Annotated in this window: 18 protein-coding genes; 17 read left to right on the forward strand and 1 reads right to left on the reverse strand. The window is 63.4% G+C overall.

The genetic code is table 11. The features are described from left to right. Window positions 1–5 precede the first annotated feature (5 nt). From CO667_RS14455 to CO667_RS14465, 3 genes are all read left to right on the forward strand, one after another. On the forward strand, window positions 6–1,037 hold the full coding sequence (locus tag CO667_RS14455; protein WP_179874142.1) for an iron ABC transporter permease: 1,032 nt from the start codon (window positions 6–8) through the stop codon (window positions 1,035–1,037). Continuing rightward, entirely contained in the window at window positions 1,034–1,798 is a 765-nt protein-coding gene (locus CO667_RS14460; RefSeq protein ID WP_097619022.1) for an ABC transporter ATP-binding protein, read from the forward strand. The genes CO667_RS14455 and CO667_RS14460 overlap by 4 nt, the downstream gene beginning before the upstream one ends. A gap of 111 nt (window positions 1,799–1,909) precedes the next feature. Continuing rightward, window positions 1,910–2,479 carry a hypothetical protein gene (locus CO667_RS14465; RefSeq protein ID WP_097619023.1) on the forward strand — a complete coding sequence of 190 codons (570 nt, stop codon included), beginning with the start codon at window positions 1,910–1,912 and terminating at the stop codon, window positions 2,477–2,479. Here CO667_RS14465 and CO667_RS14470 read toward each other — a convergent pair. Then, window positions 2,470–2,958, reverse strand: a complete 489-nt coding sequence (locus tag CO667_RS14470) for an HIT family protein (RefSeq protein ID WP_097619207.1) — start codon at window positions 2,956–2,958, stop codon at window positions 2,470–2,472. The two genes, CO667_RS14465 and CO667_RS14470, sit on opposite strands and share 10 nt — an antisense overlap. A 208-nt stretch (window positions 2,959–3,166) precedes the next feature. Here CO667_RS14470 and CO667_RS14475 point away from each other — a divergent pair, with 208 nt between their 5' ends. The 14 genes from CO667_RS14475 to CO667_RS14540 all read left to right on the forward strand — a co-directional run bounded on the left by CO667_RS14475 (window position 3,167) and on the right by CO667_RS14540 (window position 16,815). Continuing rightward, window positions 3,167–4,090 (forward strand): MYG1 family protein, encoded by a 924-nt coding sequence (locus CO667_RS14475; RefSeq protein WP_097619024.1) that lies wholly within the window; start codon window positions 3,167–3,169, stop codon window positions 4,088–4,090. Between the two features lie 199 nt (window positions 4,091–4,289). After that, on the forward strand, window positions 4,290–4,679 hold the full coding sequence (locus tag CO667_RS14480) for a cytochrome c family protein (RefSeq protein WP_179874143.1): 390 nt from the start codon (window positions 4,290–4,292) through the stop codon (window positions 4,677–4,679). A 147-nt stretch (window positions 4,680–4,826) separates the two neighbouring features. Then, a complete protein-coding gene (locus CO667_RS14485) occupies window positions 4,827–5,645 on the forward strand; it encodes a cytochrome c oxidase subunit II (RefSeq protein ID WP_097619026.1) in 819 nt (272 codons plus the stop codon). 93 nt (window positions 5,646–5,738) lie between these two features. Continuing rightward, window positions 5,739–7,508, forward strand: a complete 1,770-nt coding sequence (gene ctaD / locus CO667_RS14490) for a cytochrome c oxidase subunit I (RefSeq protein WP_097619027.1) — start codon at window positions 5,739–5,741, stop codon at window positions 7,506–7,508. After that, window positions 7,505–8,218, forward strand: a complete 714-nt coding sequence (locus CO667_RS14495) for a cytochrome c oxidase subunit 3 (protein WP_097619028.1) — start codon at window positions 7,505–7,507, stop codon at window positions 8,216–8,218. The genes ctaD and CO667_RS14495 overlap by 4 nt, the downstream gene beginning before the upstream one ends. A gap of 9 nt (window positions 8,219–8,227) precedes the next feature. Beyond that, window positions 8,228–8,947 (forward strand): heme-copper oxidase subunit III family protein, encoded by a 720-nt coding sequence (locus tag CO667_RS14500; protein ID WP_097619029.1) that lies wholly within the window; start codon window positions 8,228–8,230, stop codon window positions 8,945–8,947. Window positions 8,948–8,954: 7 nt separating this feature from the next. Then, window positions 8,955–9,320 (forward strand): cytochrome C oxidase subunit IV family protein, encoded by a 366-nt coding sequence (locus CO667_RS14505; protein ID WP_097619030.1) that lies wholly within the window; start codon window positions 8,955–8,957, stop codon window positions 9,318–9,320. A 27-nt stretch (window positions 9,321–9,347) separates the two neighbouring features. Next, window positions 9,348–9,944 (forward strand): dienelactone hydrolase family protein, encoded by a 597-nt coding sequence (locus tag CO667_RS14510; RefSeq protein WP_097619031.1) that lies wholly within the window; start codon window positions 9,348–9,350, stop codon window positions 9,942–9,944. A gap of 266 nt (window positions 9,945–10,210) precedes the next feature. After that, window positions 10,211–10,948: an SDR family oxidoreductase gene (locus CO667_RS14515; protein ID WP_097619032.1), complete on the forward strand. Its 738-nt coding sequence runs from the start codon at window positions 10,211–10,213 to the stop codon at window positions 10,946–10,948. Window positions 10,949–11,095: 147 nt separating this feature from the next. Next, complete coding sequence (locus CO667_RS14520; RefSeq protein WP_097619033.1) at window positions 11,096–12,169, forward strand: AraC family transcriptional regulator; 1,074 nt, start codon at window positions 11,096–11,098, stop codon at window positions 12,167–12,169. Window positions 12,170–12,305: 136 nt separating this feature from the next. Next, window positions 12,306–13,580 carry an efflux RND transporter periplasmic adaptor subunit gene (locus CO667_RS14525; RefSeq protein ID WP_097619034.1) on the forward strand — a complete coding sequence of 425 codons (1,275 nt, stop codon included), beginning with the start codon at window positions 12,306–12,308 and terminating at the stop codon, window positions 13,578–13,580. A gap of 175 nt (window positions 13,581–13,755) precedes the next feature. Further along, the gene (locus tag CO667_RS14530; RefSeq protein ID WP_097619035.1) at window positions 13,756–14,460 is read left to right on the forward strand and encodes an ABC transporter ATP-binding protein; all 705 of its coding nucleotides are present in this window, start codon (window positions 13,756–13,758) and stop codon (window positions 14,458–14,460) included. Beyond that, complete coding sequence (locus CO667_RS14535; RefSeq protein WP_097619036.1) at window positions 14,457–15,596, forward strand: FtsX-like permease family protein; 1,140 nt, start codon at window positions 14,457–14,459, stop codon at window positions 15,594–15,596. The genes CO667_RS14530 and CO667_RS14535 overlap by 4 nt, the downstream gene beginning before the upstream one ends. A 4-nt stretch (window positions 15,597–15,600) precedes the next feature. Further along, window positions 15,601–16,815: an ABC transporter permease gene (locus CO667_RS14540; protein ID WP_097619037.1), complete on the forward strand. Its 1,215-nt coding sequence runs from the start codon at window positions 15,601–15,603 to the stop codon at window positions 16,813–16,815. Window positions 16,816–17,080: the final 265 nt, after the last annotated feature.

A 17,080-nucleotide genomic window follows, 5' to 3' on the forward strand; every position in this document is an offset into this window, starting at 1 on the left:
GCATAATGTCGGCGAGGAAACAGGGATGGGGGGCGCTGGCAGCGCTCACCATTTCAGCGTTTCTGCTTCTCGGGCTGATGGTCAGCCTTGCCGTTTCCATCGGTGAGATCGCCATCCCGCTTGCGACGACGGCCGAGGCGGTGTCGAACCGGCTGTTCGGAACGGATTTCGAACTCAGCCGCATCCACCAGGGCATCGTCTGGGATTATCGTCTGAGCCGGGCGTTCGTTGCCGCCAGCGCCGGTGCGTCGCTGTCGCTTTGCGGGGCGATCCTGCAGGCGCTGCTGCGCAATCCATTGGCCGAACCCTATGCGCTCGGCATCTCCGCCGGCGCCTCGACCGGCGCTGTCTGCGTGATGATCCTCGGCTTCGGCTCTGGTGTTCTTGGTCTCTCGAGCGGCGCCTTCATCGGCGCGGTCATCGCCTTCCTGCTGGTCGGTTTCCTGGCGACCGGGGTCGGGGGAAGCGGCGAGCGCATCATTCTCTGCGGCGTCGCCGGCTCGCAGCTCTTCAATGCGCTGACCTCCTACGTGGTGACGACATCGGCGAATGCCGAGCAGGCGCGCAGCATCCTGTTCTGGCTTCTCGGGTCGCTGAGCGGCGTGCGCTGGCCGGATGTCTATCTCTCCGTGCCGATCGCGCTCATCGGCTTCGTCGTCTGCATGGCCCATGTCAGGGCGCTCGATGCCTTCGCCTTCGGCACGGATGCCGCCGCCTCGCTCGGCATTTCCGTGCGCCGCGTCCAGATCGTGCTCTTCGGCACGACCGCGGCGATGACGGCAAGCGTCGTCAGCATGGTGGGCTCGATCGGTTTTGTCGGCCTTGTCATTCCCCATGCCGCCCGCTTCCTTGTCGGGCCGGCGCATGGGCGGCTGCTGCCGGCAACGGCGCTCGGCGGCGCGATCTTCATGGTCGGCGCCGATATCGTTTCGCGCATCATCATACCGCAGCAGATCCTGCCGATCGGCGTCGTCACCGCGCTGTTCGGCGCACCGGCCTTTGCCGTCATCCTCTATCGCGTCAGGAGGCAGGCATGAGCATCAGCATCGACAAGGTGAGCTTTGCCGCCGGCGACACCGTCATCGTCAACGGCGTCAGCCTGGAGGTGAAAAAGGGCAAGGTGCTTGGCCTGCTCGGGCCAAACGGTTCCGGTAAATCGAGCCTGCTCAGATTGATCTGCCGGCTGCGCAAGGTTCGCAGCGGCGTCATCCGGCTCGGAGAGGACGATATTGCCTCGCTGTCGCGCACAGCCCTTGCGCGCCGCGTCGCCTTCGTCGAGCAGCAGTCGACCACCGACACGCAATTGACCGTGCGTGATGTGGTGCGGCTCGGCCGCACGCCGCATCGCGGGCTGCTGTCGTCCTGGGGCGCCGAGGACGATGCCGCCGTCGACCAAGCCCTGTTACGGGTGGGAATGCGGGAGAGGGCGGGCCAGCTCTGGCAGACGCTGTCGGGCGGCGAGCGGCAGCGCGTCCATATCGCGCGATCCCTGGCGCAGGCACCGAGCGAACTGCTGCTCGACGAGCCGACCAACCATCTCGATATCCAGCACCAGCTCGACATTCTCTCGCTGATCTCGAAACTCGGCATCACCTCTATCGTCGCGCTGCATGATCTCAATTTGGCGGCGATGTTCTGCGACAGTCTGGCGGTGCTTGAGAAGGGCGAGGTCGTCGCCTTCGGCGCGCCTGAGGATGTGCTGACGGAGGAGATGATCGGCCGGGTCTTCGGCGTTCGCGCCCATGTCCAGAAATCGGCCGTGCATGGCCGCCATCATATCCAATACGTCATGGATTGAGGAATGGCCGGGAATTCGACCTCAAGGCGGCGGTGTCACCTCACTGGCCTTTTTCCCGGACTGGCGTATGATTTCTGAGGGCGCGCGCGCCCGGTCGAACGGAGTTTCGAGATGCTCGAACGAAATCAGTTTCCCCTGCGCCCTGTCGTCCCCGGCTTCGCTGTCGCCTGGGTCGTCGTCATTTCAGGCGCGAGCGTTGCCCTCAGCCTGCTTTTTGCCTGCGTCACGCCCTTCGTGGCCTTGGCGGCGGTATCGGCGGTCATTCTTCCCCGGCGGATGGCGGTGACGGCGGTCCTGTTGGCCTGGCTCGCCAACCAGATGGTCGGATATCTCGTGCTCGGCTATCCCCAGACCTGGGACAGCTATGCCTGGGGTCTGACGATCGGCATCGCGGCATTTGCTGCGCTCGCCGCAGCGCTTGGTGTGATTCGTCTCGCTGCCGACATTGCCGTCACCATGGCGACCGCTTTCCTCACCGGCTTCGTTGCCTATGAAGGCGTGCTCTTTGCCGCAACGGCGGTGCTTCCGTCAGGCGAGGGCGCGTTCTCGGCATCCGTCGTGGCCGATGTCCTGCTGATCAATTCTCTGGCCGCGATCGGGCTGATCTGCCTGCATGCCGGCGCCGCCGTCGCCCGGGCGTTCGTTGTACGACAGCCAGGACCGGCGCTGTCTCAAGCTTGAGGCCGTATTACACCCCGCAGCAGCTCGATGACCTCTGAGACCGATGGCCCTTTAACCGGCGGCGGCTCTGCACGTTCGCAGAATTCGCGCCAGACAAACAGTGTCAGTTCCGCGCCATCCGTTGCGGTTTCTCCCGGTCCCTCTACGAAATTCTCGAGCAGCCGATAGCGAGGATCCTTCCAGAACAACTCCTCCACCCAGTCATATATCGGGATCACATGGAAATGGATCGGATAACCGGGCGTGTGCCCATATCTGCCGATATAGATGCGCTGCGCATTCAGTTCCCGTTTCAGAGCACTCTGAGCCCTTGCGAGCAACGGACCGAGTTCGGCCAGGGCGTTTTCGGACAAATCCGACAGATCTGTCGTGTCGGTCTTTGAGCTGATCATGATGTAGCCGGGAAGGGCGGAGTTCATCCGGTGGTTCACCAGCCATCCTGATGTTTCGGCAACATGAAAGTGCGGAGGAATCTCCAAGCGCTGCCTCTTTCCGCTTTCGCAAATGTCGCTGTTCACTTCTGGTGGCCGCAGAATAGGCAGTTTTGCGAGGGCTGCAAATGCCGCATCCAAGACATAACCAAGGCCGAAGTCCAAGAGCCTCATCCCAGAGAGACTTGTCGTCATATCCGCCAACCGCTATCTGGTGCTGACCCAGGCGAACCCGCCGAAAACGATAAGGCCTTTCATGATTCCCGATTTCCTCGTCACCCATTCCGGTGGCTTCCATGCCGACGAACTGCTGTCGAGCGTCATCCTGACCCGGCTTTTCCCGCAGGCGCGTATCGTCCGCAGTCGGGCGCCGGAATGGATCACGCCGAGCGAAGACCGCATCATCTATGATGTCGGCGGAACCTATGACCCTGCTGCCGGGATATTCGACCACCATCAGCGCGGCGCGCCGCTGCGCGAAGATGGCCAGCCCTACAGCTCGTTCGGCCTGATCTGGAAGCATTACGGCCGTGACTATCTCGCAGCCTCCGGTCTTCCAGAGGCCCATGTCGTGGCGTTGCATGGCTCTTTCGACGCCAGCTTCGTGCTGCCGATCGATCTGACCGACAATGGCGCGCTCAGCCCCTCAGGGCCTTTGGCGGGCTTGACGCTGCCGGCGCTGCTGGAGACCCTGAAACCGGTTTTCGATGAAGCCGAGCCCGAGGCCGATGATCGCGCCTTCCACTCTGCCCTGGCCATCGCCCGCAGTTTCGTCGAGGCCAGGATCGCCCAAAGTGCCGCAAAATTGCGGGCCGAGGCGATCGTGCACCGGGCGATCGAGGCTGCCGGGCAGGGGCGTGTGCTGGAATTGCCGAGGGGAATGCCTTTCCGTCCGGCCATCGTCAAGGCGGGTGCCGATCATCTGCTGTTCGTCGTCCACCCGCGCGAAAAGGATTGGTGCGTGACCGGCATCCGCCGCGCCGAAGAGGGCTTCGAGCTCAGGGCCGATCTGCCGGCGGCTTGGGCCGGGCTCACCAATGGCGCGCTGGAGGCGGTGTGCGGCGTAGAGGGTGCGAGCTTCTGCCACAACGGCCGCTTCATCGCCGCCGCGACGACCCGCGAGGCGGCGCTTGCCATGGCCGAGTTGGCGGTAGAGGAGGCGCGTTCGATCGGCGTGTAGGTCAAATGGCGGCAGCTCAGGCAGGTCATCCACGCCGGATCCACCAGAGATTAGATCGCGTTCAGGTAAGCCTCCATTGTGGAACCGATTGACTTGCTGCCGCGAAGGACTAAGCTTTAGTCATAACAACCACTACCCATACGCGAGAGATCGCGGAGGGTGCGAGTGGCTGGCGACCTTCAGGAGGATGGGGTTTGCCGTGGATTACCGTGTTGTTCTGCTGATCGCCACATCCGTCATCGCCCTTTTCCCTGGTAGCGCCGGGGCGCAGGAGGGCGATGCGACCGCGGGTGCCGTCGTTTTCAAGAAATGCGCAACCTGTCATGTCGCCGATTCCGATACGAACAAGGTTGGCCCATCGCTGAACAAGTTGTTCGGCCGGAAGGCCGGGACGCATCCGAACTTCGCCTATTCGGCCGGAATGAAGGCTGCCGGCGAAGGCGGTCTCGTCTGGGACGAGACGGTACTGCGCGACTATCTGCACAATCCGAAAGCCAAGGTGAAGGGCACGAAGATGGCCTTCGTCGGCGTGAAGGACGATCAGGAGATCACCGATCTCATCGCCTACCTAAAACAATATTCTCAGTGATGGGCAATACTCCAAATGACGGGCCTTTGATCGGCGTCGCATGCCTAAATCGCCGTAATTGCCGATATTTTCTATTTGTGCGATAATAAAGACGGACTTTTTGCGGAATGCGGTTTCACGGGTCAACCTGCTCGAGGAGGAGCGGACATGGCTGTCGTGCTGATCCTCGTCCTGATTGTCGTCGGCTCCGTGCTGTTCCATGTGCTGAGCCCGTGGTGGTGGACGCCGATCGCGTCCAACTGGACCTATATCGACAGTACCCTCGTCATCACTTTCTGGATCACCGGTATCGTCTTCGTGGCGGTGGTCTTGTTCATGGCCTATTGCGTCTACCGCTTCCGGCACAAGCCGGGCAACCAAGCGCATTACGAGCCTGAAAACCGCAGGCTGGAGGTGATGCTCGCCTCGGGAACGGCGGTCGGCGTCGCCGCGATGCTGGCGCCCGGCCTTATCGTCTGGAACCAGTTCATCACGGTGCCCGCCGATGCCGCCTCGGTCGAGGTCGTTAGCCAGCAATGGCTGTGGAGCTTCCGCCTGCCGGGGGCGGACGGAAAGCTCGGCCGCGCCGAGACGCGCGACGTCACGGCGGAAAACCCGCTCGGCCTCGACAAGAACGACGCGAGCGGCCTCGACGACATTATCATCGAAGGCGGCGAGCTGCATCTGCCGATCGGCAAGCCGGTGCATATGCTGCTGCGCTCGATCGATGTCCTCCATGATTTCTACGTGCCTGAGTTTCGCGCCAAGATGGACATGATCCCCGGCATGGTCACCTATTTCTGGCTGACGCCGACGCGCACCGGCACCTTCGATATCCTCTGCGCCGAACTCTGCGGCGTCGGCCATCCGCAAATGCGCGGCACCGTCGTGGTCGACAATGAGGCGGACTACCAGACCTGGCTCGGGCAGCAGCAGACATTCACCCAGTTGACGGCGTCATCGGGAGAGCTGCCGCCGGCAAATTGAACCGGCTCGAGGCGTGCCGGTTCAGGGAACCGGAGAAGCAGTCGCAGACCGCATGCCGGCTCAGGGAACCGGCGGGGAAAGGGAAGAGAGATCATGGTCGAGATTCCATCCGGCAGCATCCCCTCCGCCGAAGTCGAGGATGTCGAGCTTTATCACCCGCACGGCTGGTGGACGAAATATGTGTTCAGCCAGGATGCCAAGATCATCGCCGTGCAATATTCGATCACGGCGATCTCTATCGGCCTGGTGGCGCTGGTGCTCTCCTGGCTGATGCGGATTCAGCTCGCCTTTCCCGGCACGTTTGCCTTCATCGATGCCGATCACTATTACCAGTTCATCACCATGCACGGCATGATCATGGTGATCTACCTTCTCACCGCGCTCTTTCTCGGCGGCTTCGGCAACTACCTCATTCCGCTGATGGTCGGCGCCCGCGACATGGTGTTTCCCTATGCCAACATGCTGAGCTACTGGATCTATCTGCTTGCGGTGCTGATCCTCGCCGCCGGCTTCTTTGCCCCCGGCGGCCCGACGGGGGCCGGCTGGACGCTTTATCCGCCGCAATCGGTTCTCTCAGGCACGCCTGGTGGTAAGGACTGGGGCATCCTGCTGATGCTCACCTCGCTGATCGTCTTCATCATCGGCTTCACCATGGGCGGGCTGAACTATGTGGTAACGGTGCTGCAGGGGCGGGCGCGCGGGATGACGCTGATGCGGATGCCGCTCACCGTCTGGGGCATCTTCACCGCGACCGTGATGGCGCTCTTGGCCTTTCCCGCACTCTTCGTCGCCTGCGTCATGATGCTGTTCGACCGCGTGCTCGGCACCAGCTTCTTCATGCCCGCCATCGTCGAGATGGGCACGCAGCTGCAGCACGGCGGCGGCAGCCCGATCCTCTTCCAGCACCTCTTCTGGTTCTTCGGCCATCCCGAAGTCTATATCGTCGCGCTGCCGGCCTTCGGCATCGTTTCGGATCTGATCAGCACGCATGCGCGCAAGAATATCTTCGGCTACCGGATGATGGTCTGGGCGATCGTCATCATCGGCGCCTTGAGCTTCGTCGTCTGGGCGCACCACATGTATGTCAGCGGCATGCACCCGGCCTTCGGCTTCTTCTTCGCCACGACGACGCTGATCATCGCCATCCCGACGGCGATCAAGGTCTATAACTGGGTGCTGACGCTCTGGCGCGGCGATATCCACCTGACGCTGCCGATGCTCTTTGCGCTCGCCTTCATCGTCACCTTCGTCAATGGCGGGCTGACGGGCCTCTTCCTCGGCAATGTCGTCGTCGACGTGCCGCTGTCGGATACGATGTTCGTCGTCGCGCATTTCCACATGGTCATGGGGGTCGCGCCGATCCTCGTCATCTTCGGGGCGATCTATCACTGGTATCCGAAGGTGACGGGACGCATGCTGGACGAGGTGCTCGGCCAGATCCATTTCTGGATCACCTTCCTCGGCACCTATGCGATCTTCTTTCCGATGCACTATCTCGGCCTGCTCGGCGTCCCACGCCGCTATTTCGAGATGGGGGAGACGGCCTTCGTTCCGCCTTCGGCCCACACGCTGAATATCTTCATTACCGTGATGGCGCTCGTCGTCGGCGCCGGGCAGATGGTCTTCCTGTTCAATCTGGTCTGGAGCCTTTTCCAGGGCCGGGAGGCCGGCGGCAATCCATGGCGGGCAACGACGCTCGAATGGCAGACGCCTGAGACGCCGCCGGCGCACGGCAACTGGGGCAAAGACCTGCCTGTCGTCTATCGCTGGGCCTATGATTACAGCGTGCCCGGCGCGGCCGAAGATTTCATTCCGCAGAATGTGCCGTCAAGTGATGGCGTCACCCGCGAGGGTCCGGCATGAGCGTCGTGCTGATCTTCCTCGCCGCCATCGCCGCCATCATGATCTGGTGGCTCTCCGGGCAGCGGCTGACTTCTAAGCCGTGGCTCGAAACCGGTTCGGTGCAACTGCCGGATCATCACGGCGTCGACCGGCCGTCGGTGCCGGCGGTGAAGATCGGCCTCTTCGTATTTCTCGGCGTCGTCGGCGCGCTCTTCAGCCTTGCGGTCAGCGCCTATTTCATGCGCGCGGCCTCGGCCGACTGGTGGGGGATGCCGGTTCCGCGGCTGCTCTGGGTGAATACGGCGGCACTGGCCTTGAGCAGTGCGGCGCTGCAATGGGCGAAACGCGAAGCGCAGCACGGCCGCATGGAAAGCCTGCGGCCGGCGCTCGTTACGGCACTTGCGCTTGCAGTGTTCTTTCTCGCCGGGCAGATCCAGGCATGGCGGGAACTGACCGCGGCCGGCTATGTGCTGGCCGATAATCCCGCCAACAGCTTTTTCTATATGCTGACCGGCCTGCACGGGCTGCATATCCTCGGCGGACTTGCCGTGCTCGCGCACACGAGTGTCAGGGCATTCGCAGCCGACGTTCAGCCGGAAAGGCTGCGGCTCAGTGTCGATCTTTCCACCATCTATTCGCATTTCATGCTCGCCGTCTGGCTGCTGCTCTTCGCGCTGTTTGCCGGCTGGGCCAATGATTTCGTCGATCTCTGCCGCACGTTGATTAGCTAGGGGGTGCAGATGGCACAGACTATCGAGACACATGGCGGGGCAGAGCTCAGACCGGCCGGTCTTCGCGGCGTCGCCGCCGATTTCAGCTCGGATCAACGCGCCTTCAAGACCGCCTCCTGGGGCAAGGCGATGATGTGGATCTTTCTCTTGAGCGACACCTTCGTCTTCGGCTGTTTCCTGATTGCCTATATGACCGCCCGCATGTCGACGCCCGTCGCCTGGCCCAATCCGAGCGAGGTCTTCGCGCTCCATATCGGCGGGCAGGACGTGCCGCTGATCCTGATCGCGATCATGACCTTCGTGCTGATCTCGAGCAGCGGCACCATGGCGATGGCGGTCAATTTCGGCTATCGCCGCGACCGCCGCACGACGGCGATCCTGATGCTGCTGACAGCGCTTCTTGGCGCATGCTTCGTCGGCATGCAGGCCTTCGAATGGACGAAGCTGATCACCGAAGGCGTGCGCCCCTGGGAAAACCCGTGGGGAGCGGCGCAATTCGGCTCGACCTTCTTCATGATCACCGGCTTTCACGGCACCCATGTCACCATCGGCGTCATCTTCCTCCTCATCGTCGCCCGCAAGGTCTGGCGCGGCGATTTCGATGTGGAACGGCGCGGCTTCTTCACCAGCCGGAAAGGCCGCTACGAGGCCGTCGAGATCATGGGTCTCTACTGGCACTTCGTCGACCTGGTCTGGGTCTTCATCTTCGCATTTTTCTATCTGTGGTGAGGTCGTCATGAGCGAGACAACGGCGCATGCACAAGTCCAAACGGCGCATGCACAGGCACATACCGGGCAGCAGCACCCGATCGGGCTCTACTTCTTCGTCTGGGGCCTGCTCTTCGTCCTCAGCGCAGCGTCCTACATGGTCGATTATCTCGGCGTCCAGAGCTATCTCCGATGGACGCTGATCCTGCTGTTCATGATGCTGAAGGCCGGCCTCATCGTCGCCGTCTTCATGCACATGGCCTGGGAACGCCTGGCGCTGGTCTACGCCATCCTGCTGCCGCCGCTGCTGGTGCTGGTGTTCGTGGCGTTGATGATCTCGGAAGCGGACTATACGATCTTCACCCGGCTCGCCTTCTTTGGTGCTACGCCGTAGACAGCGATCATCGGGAGAAGGTTTTGTATGGCTGAGGTCTTGTTGTTCCACCACGCACAAGGGCTGACCCCGGGTGTGCGTGCGTTCGCCGACGCTTTGAGGGCAGCCGGCCACATGGTGCATACACCTGATCTGTTTGACGGGCGCACATTCCCAAGCATCGAGGAGGGGCTCGCCTATATCGGTGAGATCGGGTTCGACGCCATCAGGGAGCGCGGCGTCCGCGTCGCCGACGAGTTGCCGATCGCGCTCGTCTATGCCGGGTTCTCGTTCGGTGTGCTGCCGGCGCAGAAGCTGGCGCAGACACGGCCTGGCGCCCGTGGGGCTCTGCTCTTCTATTCCTGTCTGCCGATCCGTGGCGAGTGGGCCTTCGGACTCTGGCCGGATGGAGTGCCGGTCCAGATCCACGGTATGGACAACGATCCGATTTTCGTCGGCGAGGGCGACATCGACGCCGCCCGCGAGATCGTCGAGACGGTCGAGAATGCCGAGCTTTTCCTTTACCCCGGCGATCAGCATTATTTCGCCGACAGCTCGCTCCCGTCCTATGACGCGGATGCGACCGCGCTCCTCACCAGCCGAGTGCTCGCGTTCCTGGACGCCTTGGAGGACACGTCTGAGTGAGGCTGGAGGGCAGGGATGCGGCTGAGTGCAGCAATTCGCCACAGCCATCGTCGCCACTTGCCATCGCCGCAAAATCTGCCTTATAAAAACGCCGTCGAAAGAGTGCTGGTCGGATGGTAGCCCGACCGCTGTCCGTCGGGCGGCAACTCCTCCTTTCAGGGTAACCGCGACACCGCAGCCGGCTTGCCGGTCTCGCAGGTGTGTCCGCCGGGAACTCTGACATCTTCGTCGGCGCACCTTCATGTCAACATAGAAGGACGTTCGACTTGAAACTGACAGACAACACCATTCTCATCACCGGCGGCGCAAGCGGCATCGGGCTGGCGCTCGCACAGCAACTTTCCGAACGGGGAAATCGCGTCATCATCTGCGGCAGGAGCAGGGCCGCGTTGGACAGGGCGCAGGCGGCCGTGCCTGCGCTGATCACGCGGGTCTGCGACGTCACCGATCTCGACAATCGCGACAGCCTGTCGGGCTGGCTGGAAAACAATCATCCGGACCTCAACATGCTGATCAACAATGCCGGGGTGCAGCACATCAGGCATTTCGACGGTGATCATGCCGTGGCAGATCTCGACCAGGAAATCGCCGTCAACCTTGCCGCGCCGATCCAGCTGATCGGCGAGCTGCTGCCGATGCTGAAGCGGCAGCCCAGCGCCGTCATCGTCAATGTCACCTCGGGACTGGCGTTTACGCCGAAGGCCGACATCCCGGTCTATTGCGCAACCAAGGCCGCCCTCCATTCCTTCACGCTGTCGCTGCGCCACCAGCTGAAAGCGACGGGGGTGCGGGTGGTCGAGATGGTTCCGCCGATGGTCGACACCAACCTCGGTGGCGGCGTGCGTGCCGGGGGTGCGGAGCGGCAATACATGATGTCGCCGGAGCAATTCGCCACGGAGGCGCTTGCGCAGTTGGAGAATGACCAGGACGAGTTGCTGATCGGCACCTCCGTCCACACGCGTAAGCACGGCGAGGCGATGTTCGAGCGGTTGAACGGCGGCTGACCGGCCGGATGTTGGCGATGATCCCAGATCGGCCTTGGCCGATCTCGACGGCATCCCCGGCTGATCCCGGGGACGCCAACCCAAAAATCCCAGCTTAAAACACGTCCTAAAACATGATGAAGGTCGCGCCGGGTGAGGATCTCGGCAATGATGGCCTTCCATTCGCCGTTCCGATCCCATGAGCCTATGATCTTCATTCCGCTTCCCTTTGTCGTCGCCCTTCTGCTGCTCATCCTCTTCGTCGTCGTCCTCAGACGCGACGAAGAGGATGAGCCCAATCGGCCGTTTCTGGTGCTGATCCTGCTCGCCGCGCTGCAATCCGTGCTCTCCGGCCTGCGCTGGGGCTATGAAGTGCAGGCAATAGGCGTGATCATGCCTGTGATCGCGGCGATGGTGCCACCGCTTGCCTATGCCGGGGTCTCCAGGCTGGTGAGGACGAGCCGGAGGCCGCTGCCGGTACGGATCGCGCTGCATGCCGTTCCCACCGCTCTTATCCTGGTGTTGATGGCTGTCTGGCGGGAGCCGATCGATATCGCACTGGTGCTGATCTTTGTCGGCTATGCCCTGGCGATCCTGCTTCTGATGCGCCCGGGCGCCGATGCGCTGCGGCTGGCGCCCTTCGAAGGGGCGGTGCCGGCCTATCGGGCGATCATCTTTACGGCCGCCGCCCTGTCTCTCTCGGCCGCAGTCGATATCTTCGTCTTTCTCGATTTCACCTGGGCGCATGGCGAGCATGCGCTGACGCTGATCAGTGTCAGCAACCTTGCCGCGCTGGTCATCCTCGGTATCGCGGCGGCCGCCGCCAGCCGAAGCCGGGCGCCGGCCGAGATGGTGGAGACAGGCCCACGGCCGGAAACGAGCGAGGACAAGCAGACGATCGCCACGGTCGATGCGCTGATGGAAACCCGCAAACTCTATCGCGACGCCAATCTCAATCTCGATCGGCTGGCCCGCAAGGCCGGCATCCCCGCCCGCCAGATCTCGGCGGCGATCAACCGGGCGATGGACAAGAACGTCTCGCAATATGTCAATGATTACAGGATCGGCGAGGCCTGCCGGCTGCTTGCCGCGACCCAGAAATCGGTGACCGAAGTCATGTTCGAGGTCGGCTTCCAGACGAAGTCCAACTTCAACCGCGAATTCCGCCGGGTGACCGATATGACGCCGCTGGCATGGCGGGAGAGGAAGGGCGGGGCGGAGGGCTCTCTGGCCTCGTCCTGAGGTATAGCCTACACCCACACAATCACTCGCCCTCGTGGTTCGAGACGGCTTTCGTTCGTCACTGCAATCGATTCACTGGATCGATTGCTCCGCTTTCGCGGATCGCTTCTCACCCTCACCATGAGGGCTGACCCGGGTGCATTGCCGCGCCACGTCCTCAATCGCGATCGAGGACGGCCAGAAACATGTTCGAGGTCGCGGTTTTGCGGCCGTCGGCCATTCTGTCGGCATGAACACGACATCCGAACATGACCGAAACCTCGCCGCCAAGCTGAGATCGCTTTCGATCGAACCCGCGGCCTTCAAGACAGCGCCGCCGGAGCGTCAAGCCCGGCGGCGCGTGATGCCACTGACTATGCTTGCGCTTGCCGCGACAGTGTCGCTTGCGGTGGTTCTTCTTTCTCGGTCCGAAACGCTGGAGCGCGTCGAAACCGTGCTTGCGGACTTTGCGGGCCAGCAGGGGGCGACGACATTGATGAGCGGAGCGGAGGCGCCTGCCAAGGGTGCCGCTGCCGAGCGGGCACGGGCACCTGTTGGGGATGGGCCGGTGGCTTCGGCCTCGTCGACCCGGGAAATCACCGGCTCCGGCTACGTCGTCGCACCCGATATCGCCACCGTCTTTTCGAAATATGAGGGCCGGATCGTCGCGGTCGATGTGGAGGCGGGGGACAGGGTGGCGGCGGGGCAGGTGCTGGTGCGGCTCGACGATGCCGGCGCACGCTTTGCGCTTCGGGGAGCGGAGATTGCCGGGCGGGCGGCGGCTTTGACAGTTGATGCAAGGACTATCGAGCTTGCCCAGGCGCGGTCTTCCCTGACACGCACCGAGCGGCTGGCCGGGCGCGATGCCATGTCGGCGCAGGCGCTGGAGGAGGCGAAAACGGCCGCCTGCAGGGCCGAGAATGCCGCCCTGCAGGCACGCCAGGATGTGGCCAAGGCGGATCTCGAAATCGACAAGGCGCGCGAGCAGGTGGAGGCGCTGACCGTGCGGGCGCCGATCTCCGGCACCGTCACGCGGCTCGACGCGCATATCGGTGACACGGTGCTGTCGCGCGAGGACAGCGTGCGGGAGAATGAAAGCCTGCTTGTCATCGCCGATACGGCCAACATGGTCATCGATGCCGATGTGGCCGAGGCCAATATCGCGCTGATGCGACCGGGCTTGTCAGGCGAGGCGGTGCTCGACGGCTTTCCAGGCCAGCCTTTTGCGGTCGAGGTGTCGAGGATCGCGCCGGTCATTTCCCGGGAGAAGGGGACGGTGACGCTTCGTCTGTCGATCTCCCAGCCGCCTTCGGGCATGCGGCCTGCCATGGCGGCGCGCATCCGGCTTTTTGTGGGTGAGGCTGGTGTGGGTGCTCATCACCCGCCCTCGTCCTTCGAGGCTCCGGCCTCCGGCCTGCGCACCTCAGGATGAGGGCTGATCGGGATGCCGTGTGGCCGGCGGGCTGATCGTGGGCCGTGCGGTTTGGCTTGCCGCAGACCGCGGCTTCTCTCCGACCTCAGCCTGAGGTGCCCCGTAGGGGCCTCGAAGGACGAGGGCGGCCACCGGTTGCCGGCTACAGATCAACGAACCACAAAGGAGCAGAACAATGACAGACACGCATGAACCCTATATCGCGCTTGCCGGCGTCAGGAAGGCGTTCAGGATCGGCGCGGAGACGGTCCCGATCTTTTCCGGGCTCGACCTTTCCATACCGCGCGGCGATTTCGTCGCGGTCATGGGACCGTCGGGTTCGGGGAAATCGACGCTGCTGAATATGCTCGGCGGCCTCGATAGCCCGGATGGAGGCGAGATCCGCATCGGGCGCAGCCATCTCGAGCAGATGGGCGAAGGCGCCAGAGCCGCGTGGCGGGCGCACAGCATGGGCATCGTCTTCCAATTCTACAATCTGCTGCCGATGCTGAACGCGGCGGAGAATATCGAGCTGCCGCTGCTGCTCAAGCGGCTCGGGCGCAAGGAGCGGCGGGCGCGCGTCGATACGGTGATGGATCTGGTGGGGCTCGCCGGGCGGCAGCGGCAGTTTCCGTCGAGCATGTCGGGCGGCCAGCAGCAACGCGTCGGCATTGCCCGCGCCATCGTCGCCGATCCCGATCTCATTCTCTGCGATGAGCCGACCGGTGATCTCGACCGGAAATCGGCCAATGATATTCTGGAGATGCTGGGCTTCCTCAATCGCGAGCTTGAGAAGACCGTCATCATGGTCACCCATGATCCCGAGGCCGCCGCCTTTGCCCGGCGTACGCTGCATCTCAACAAGGGCGAATTCGTCGAGCAGCAAGGGAGGGGCCAATGACCTTCTTCCAGCTTATGCGGCGCAATGCCTGGCGCAAGCGGCTGCGGGCCATTTTGCTGATGTTTTCGGTCGGCATCGCCTTCCTGATCTACGGGCTGACGGCGAGCTTTGTCAGCGGCGGCCAGGGGGCGGCCGGCGCCAGCGACGACCTGCTCGGCGTGTTCAACAAATCGGGCCGGGGGCTACCGCTGCCGCTTGCTTATCTCCATCGGATCGCCGCGGAGGGCGATGTCGCGGCCGTTGCCTATACCGCGCGCATGCGGGGCTTCGTCGAGGTCGAGAAGAATGTCGTGGCCGTCAGCGCGGTCGATCCGCGGGCGATTGCCGCCGCCAACGGTGCCGAACTCGGTCTGACGCCTGAGCTGATCGCGGCGCTGGAAGAGAGCGGCGACCGGGTGCTCGTCGGCAAAACATTGGCTGAGGCGCAGGGCTGGTCGATCGGCCAGCGCATCGGCGTCACCACCCAGATCATCAAGGCCGACGGCGACCGGAACTGGAGTTTCACCATATCAGGCATCTTCGATGGTGCCAATGCCAGCACCGACACCTATTTCATGCTTGCCCGCTACGACATGGTCAATGCAGCCCGGGCGCGGGACAAGGATACGGTCGACGCCTTCGTGGTGCGCCCGCGCGAAGGGGTATCATCCGGCGCGCTGGCGGCGCGCATCGACGCGTTGTTTGCCAATTCCGCGGCGCAGACCAGGACGCAATCGGAAAAGCAGTTCCTCGAAGCGTTTCTCCGGCAATTCGCCGATGTCGGCCTGATCGTCAGCCTCGTCGTCGGCGCCGCCTTCGTGACGATCCTGATGATATCGGTCAACACCATGCTCTTCGCCATCCGGGAGCGCCGCTTCGAGATTGGCGTCATGAAGGTGCTGGGCTTTTCCCGCGGGCGGATCGTGGCGCTCATTCTCGGCGAGACGCTGTTTATCTTTGCCGTCGGCGGCGCGGGCGGGCTCATTCTGGCAAAGCTCGCGACGCTGGTGATCGGGTCGGAATTCGGTCTCGTCTTCAGCCGTGAGGTGTTGCTGAAGTCCGCCGCGATCCTTGCGGGGCTTGGCCTGCTGACTGGCCTGCTCCCCGCCGTCAACGCCATGCGGCTGCCCATCGTCAACGCCTTCAGAACGAGATAATCCAATGTCATCAGCGCTCAAGCAGACCTTTCTCATGATCAGAGTCAACCTCGGCAGCCTGCCCAGGCGGCTGTGGATCTCGCTGTCGATGGTGCTGTCGGTCGCCCTCGTGGTGGCGGTGCTCTCGGGCTTTCTGGCGATGGCGCGCGGCTTCGAGGCCGCCCTTGCCGGGGCCGGTTCGCCCGATATCGCCGTCATCCTCGGCGGCGGCACCAACCAGGAAACAGGCTCGGATGTGCCGGCCGATGCGATCCGCAGCCTTGCCGCCATGAGCGGCGATATAGGGATTGCTCGCAACCCCGGGATTGCCCGCAACGGTGCGGGCCTTTCGCTGTCGCGCGAGACGGTCGTTCCGATCGATATCAGGGGAAGCGACGGCGGCGAGCAGACGCTGTCGCTCAGGGGCATGGATGCGACTGGGCCTGGTCTGCGCGAGCGCGCCCGGCTTTCTCAAGGCCGGCTATTTTCGCCGGGCGCGAGTGAGATCGTCGTCGGCGCCCGCATCGCCGAGATGTTTCCCGGCTTTGTCGTCGGTAAGACGGTGCGGCTCGGCGCGGTCGACTGGACGGTCGCCGGCCACTTCACCTCAGGCGGCAGTGCCTTCGAATCCGAGATCTGGGCCGATCTGGAAGCGGTGCAATCTGCCTTCGACCGGCAGGGGCAAGTGCAGAGCCTGCGGGTGCAGCTCGACGGCGCCAGCGGGATGGCGGCGTTGCGCGTGGGGCTTTCGGGTCTTTCCGGTCCGCCGCTCACTGCCGTTTCCGAGGCCGATCTTTATGCGGCGCAGGCCGAGCGCACCGAGAGCCTGATCCGCCTGTTCGGCTGGCCGATTGCGCTGCTGATGGCCATCGGCGCGATTGCGGGCGCGCTGAATACGATGATGAGCTCGGTCTCCGACCGTGCCGTCGAAATCGCCACGCTGCGGCTGTTGGGCTTTGCCCGCCTGCCGGCCTTTGCTGCGACCTGGGTGGAGGCGGTGCTCTTGTCGGCGGCGGGCGCGGTTGTCGGCGTGGTGGGCTCGCGGCTGGCTTTCGATGGGTGGCAGGCGAGCACGATGGGGGCCAACAATACGAAGATGGCCTTTCAGCTCGAGGTGACGCCTGATGTGATCCTGACCGCCGGGCTGCTGGGGCTGGCGGTCGGGGTGCTCGGCGGCGCTTTGCCGGCGCTGACGGCTGCGCGGTTGCCGCTGAGGGCGGCGTTGCGGGCGAGGGGGTAAGGAGTGCCGCCTTTGCGAAGGGCAACTGCCTTGGAGGACGTGCCGCGTGGCCCCCTCATCTGCCTGCCGGCATCTCTCCCCGCTGGGGAGAAGGGGAATCGCGGCACCGCCTCACTTCCTCTGATCCTCTAACATTTTAGCTGTGGGAATGATGGCCTTGCGGCTTGGTCCCTTCTCCCCTCGGGAAGTTACAAAGATGCCGGCAGGCAGATGAGGGGGCTACACGGTACATCTTTCATTGCTTGGCTTCGGTAAGCGCAAGCAA

It is taken from the genome of Rhizobium sp. L43, from assembly GCF_002531725.1.
Taxonomy (GTDB): domain Bacteria; phylum Pseudomonadota; class Alphaproteobacteria; order Rhizobiales; family Rhizobiaceae; genus Rhizobium.

Coding starts and splice junctions, on each gene's coding strand:
- CO667_RS14455 (WP_179874142.1), top strand. CDS start 6: ATGTCGGCGAGGAAACAGGGATGGGGGGCGCTGGCAGCGCTCACCATT.
- CO667_RS14460 (WP_097619022.1), top strand. CDS start 1,034: ATGAGCATCAGCATCGACAAGGTGAGCTTTGCCGCCGGCGACACCGTC.
- CO667_RS14465 (WP_097619023.1), top strand. CDS start 1,910: ATGCTCGAACGAAATCAGTTTCCCCTGCGCCCTGTCGTCCCCGGCTTC.
- CO667_RS14475 (WP_097619024.1), top strand. CDS start 3,167: ATGATTCCCGATTTCCTCGTCACCCATTCCGGTGGCTTCCATGCCGAC.
- CO667_RS14485 (WP_097619026.1), top strand. CDS start 4,827: ATGGCTGTCGTGCTGATCCTCGTCCTGATTGTCGTCGGCTCCGTGCTG.
- ctaD (WP_097619027.1), top strand. CDS start 5,739: ATGGTCGAGATTCCATCCGGCAGCATCCCCTCCGCCGAAGTCGAGGAT.
- CO667_RS14495 (WP_097619028.1), top strand. CDS start 7,505: ATGAGCGTCGTGCTGATCTTCCTCGCCGCCATCGCCGCCATCATGATC.
- CO667_RS14500 (WP_097619029.1), top strand. CDS start 8,228: ATGGCACAGACTATCGAGACACATGGCGGGGCAGAGCTCAGACCGGCC.
- CO667_RS14505 (WP_097619030.1), top strand. CDS start 8,955: ATGAGCGAGACAACGGCGCATGCACAAGTCCAAACGGCGCATGCACAG.
- CO667_RS14510 (WP_097619031.1), top strand. CDS start 9,348: ATGGCTGAGGTCTTGTTGTTCCACCACGCACAAGGGCTGACCCCGGGT.
- CO667_RS14520 (WP_097619033.1), top strand. CDS start 11,096: ATGATGGCCTTCCATTCGCCGTTCCGATCCCATGAGCCTATGATCTTC.
- CO667_RS14530 (WP_097619035.1), top strand. CDS start 13,756: ATGACAGACACGCATGAACCCTATATCGCGCTTGCCGGCGTCAGGAAG.
- CO667_RS14535 (WP_097619036.1), top strand. CDS start 14,457: ATGACCTTCTTCCAGCTTATGCGGCGCAATGCCTGGCGCAAGCGGCTG.
- CO667_RS14540 (WP_097619037.1), top strand. CDS start 15,601: ATGTCATCAGCGCTCAAGCAGACCTTTCTCATGATCAGAGTCAACCTC.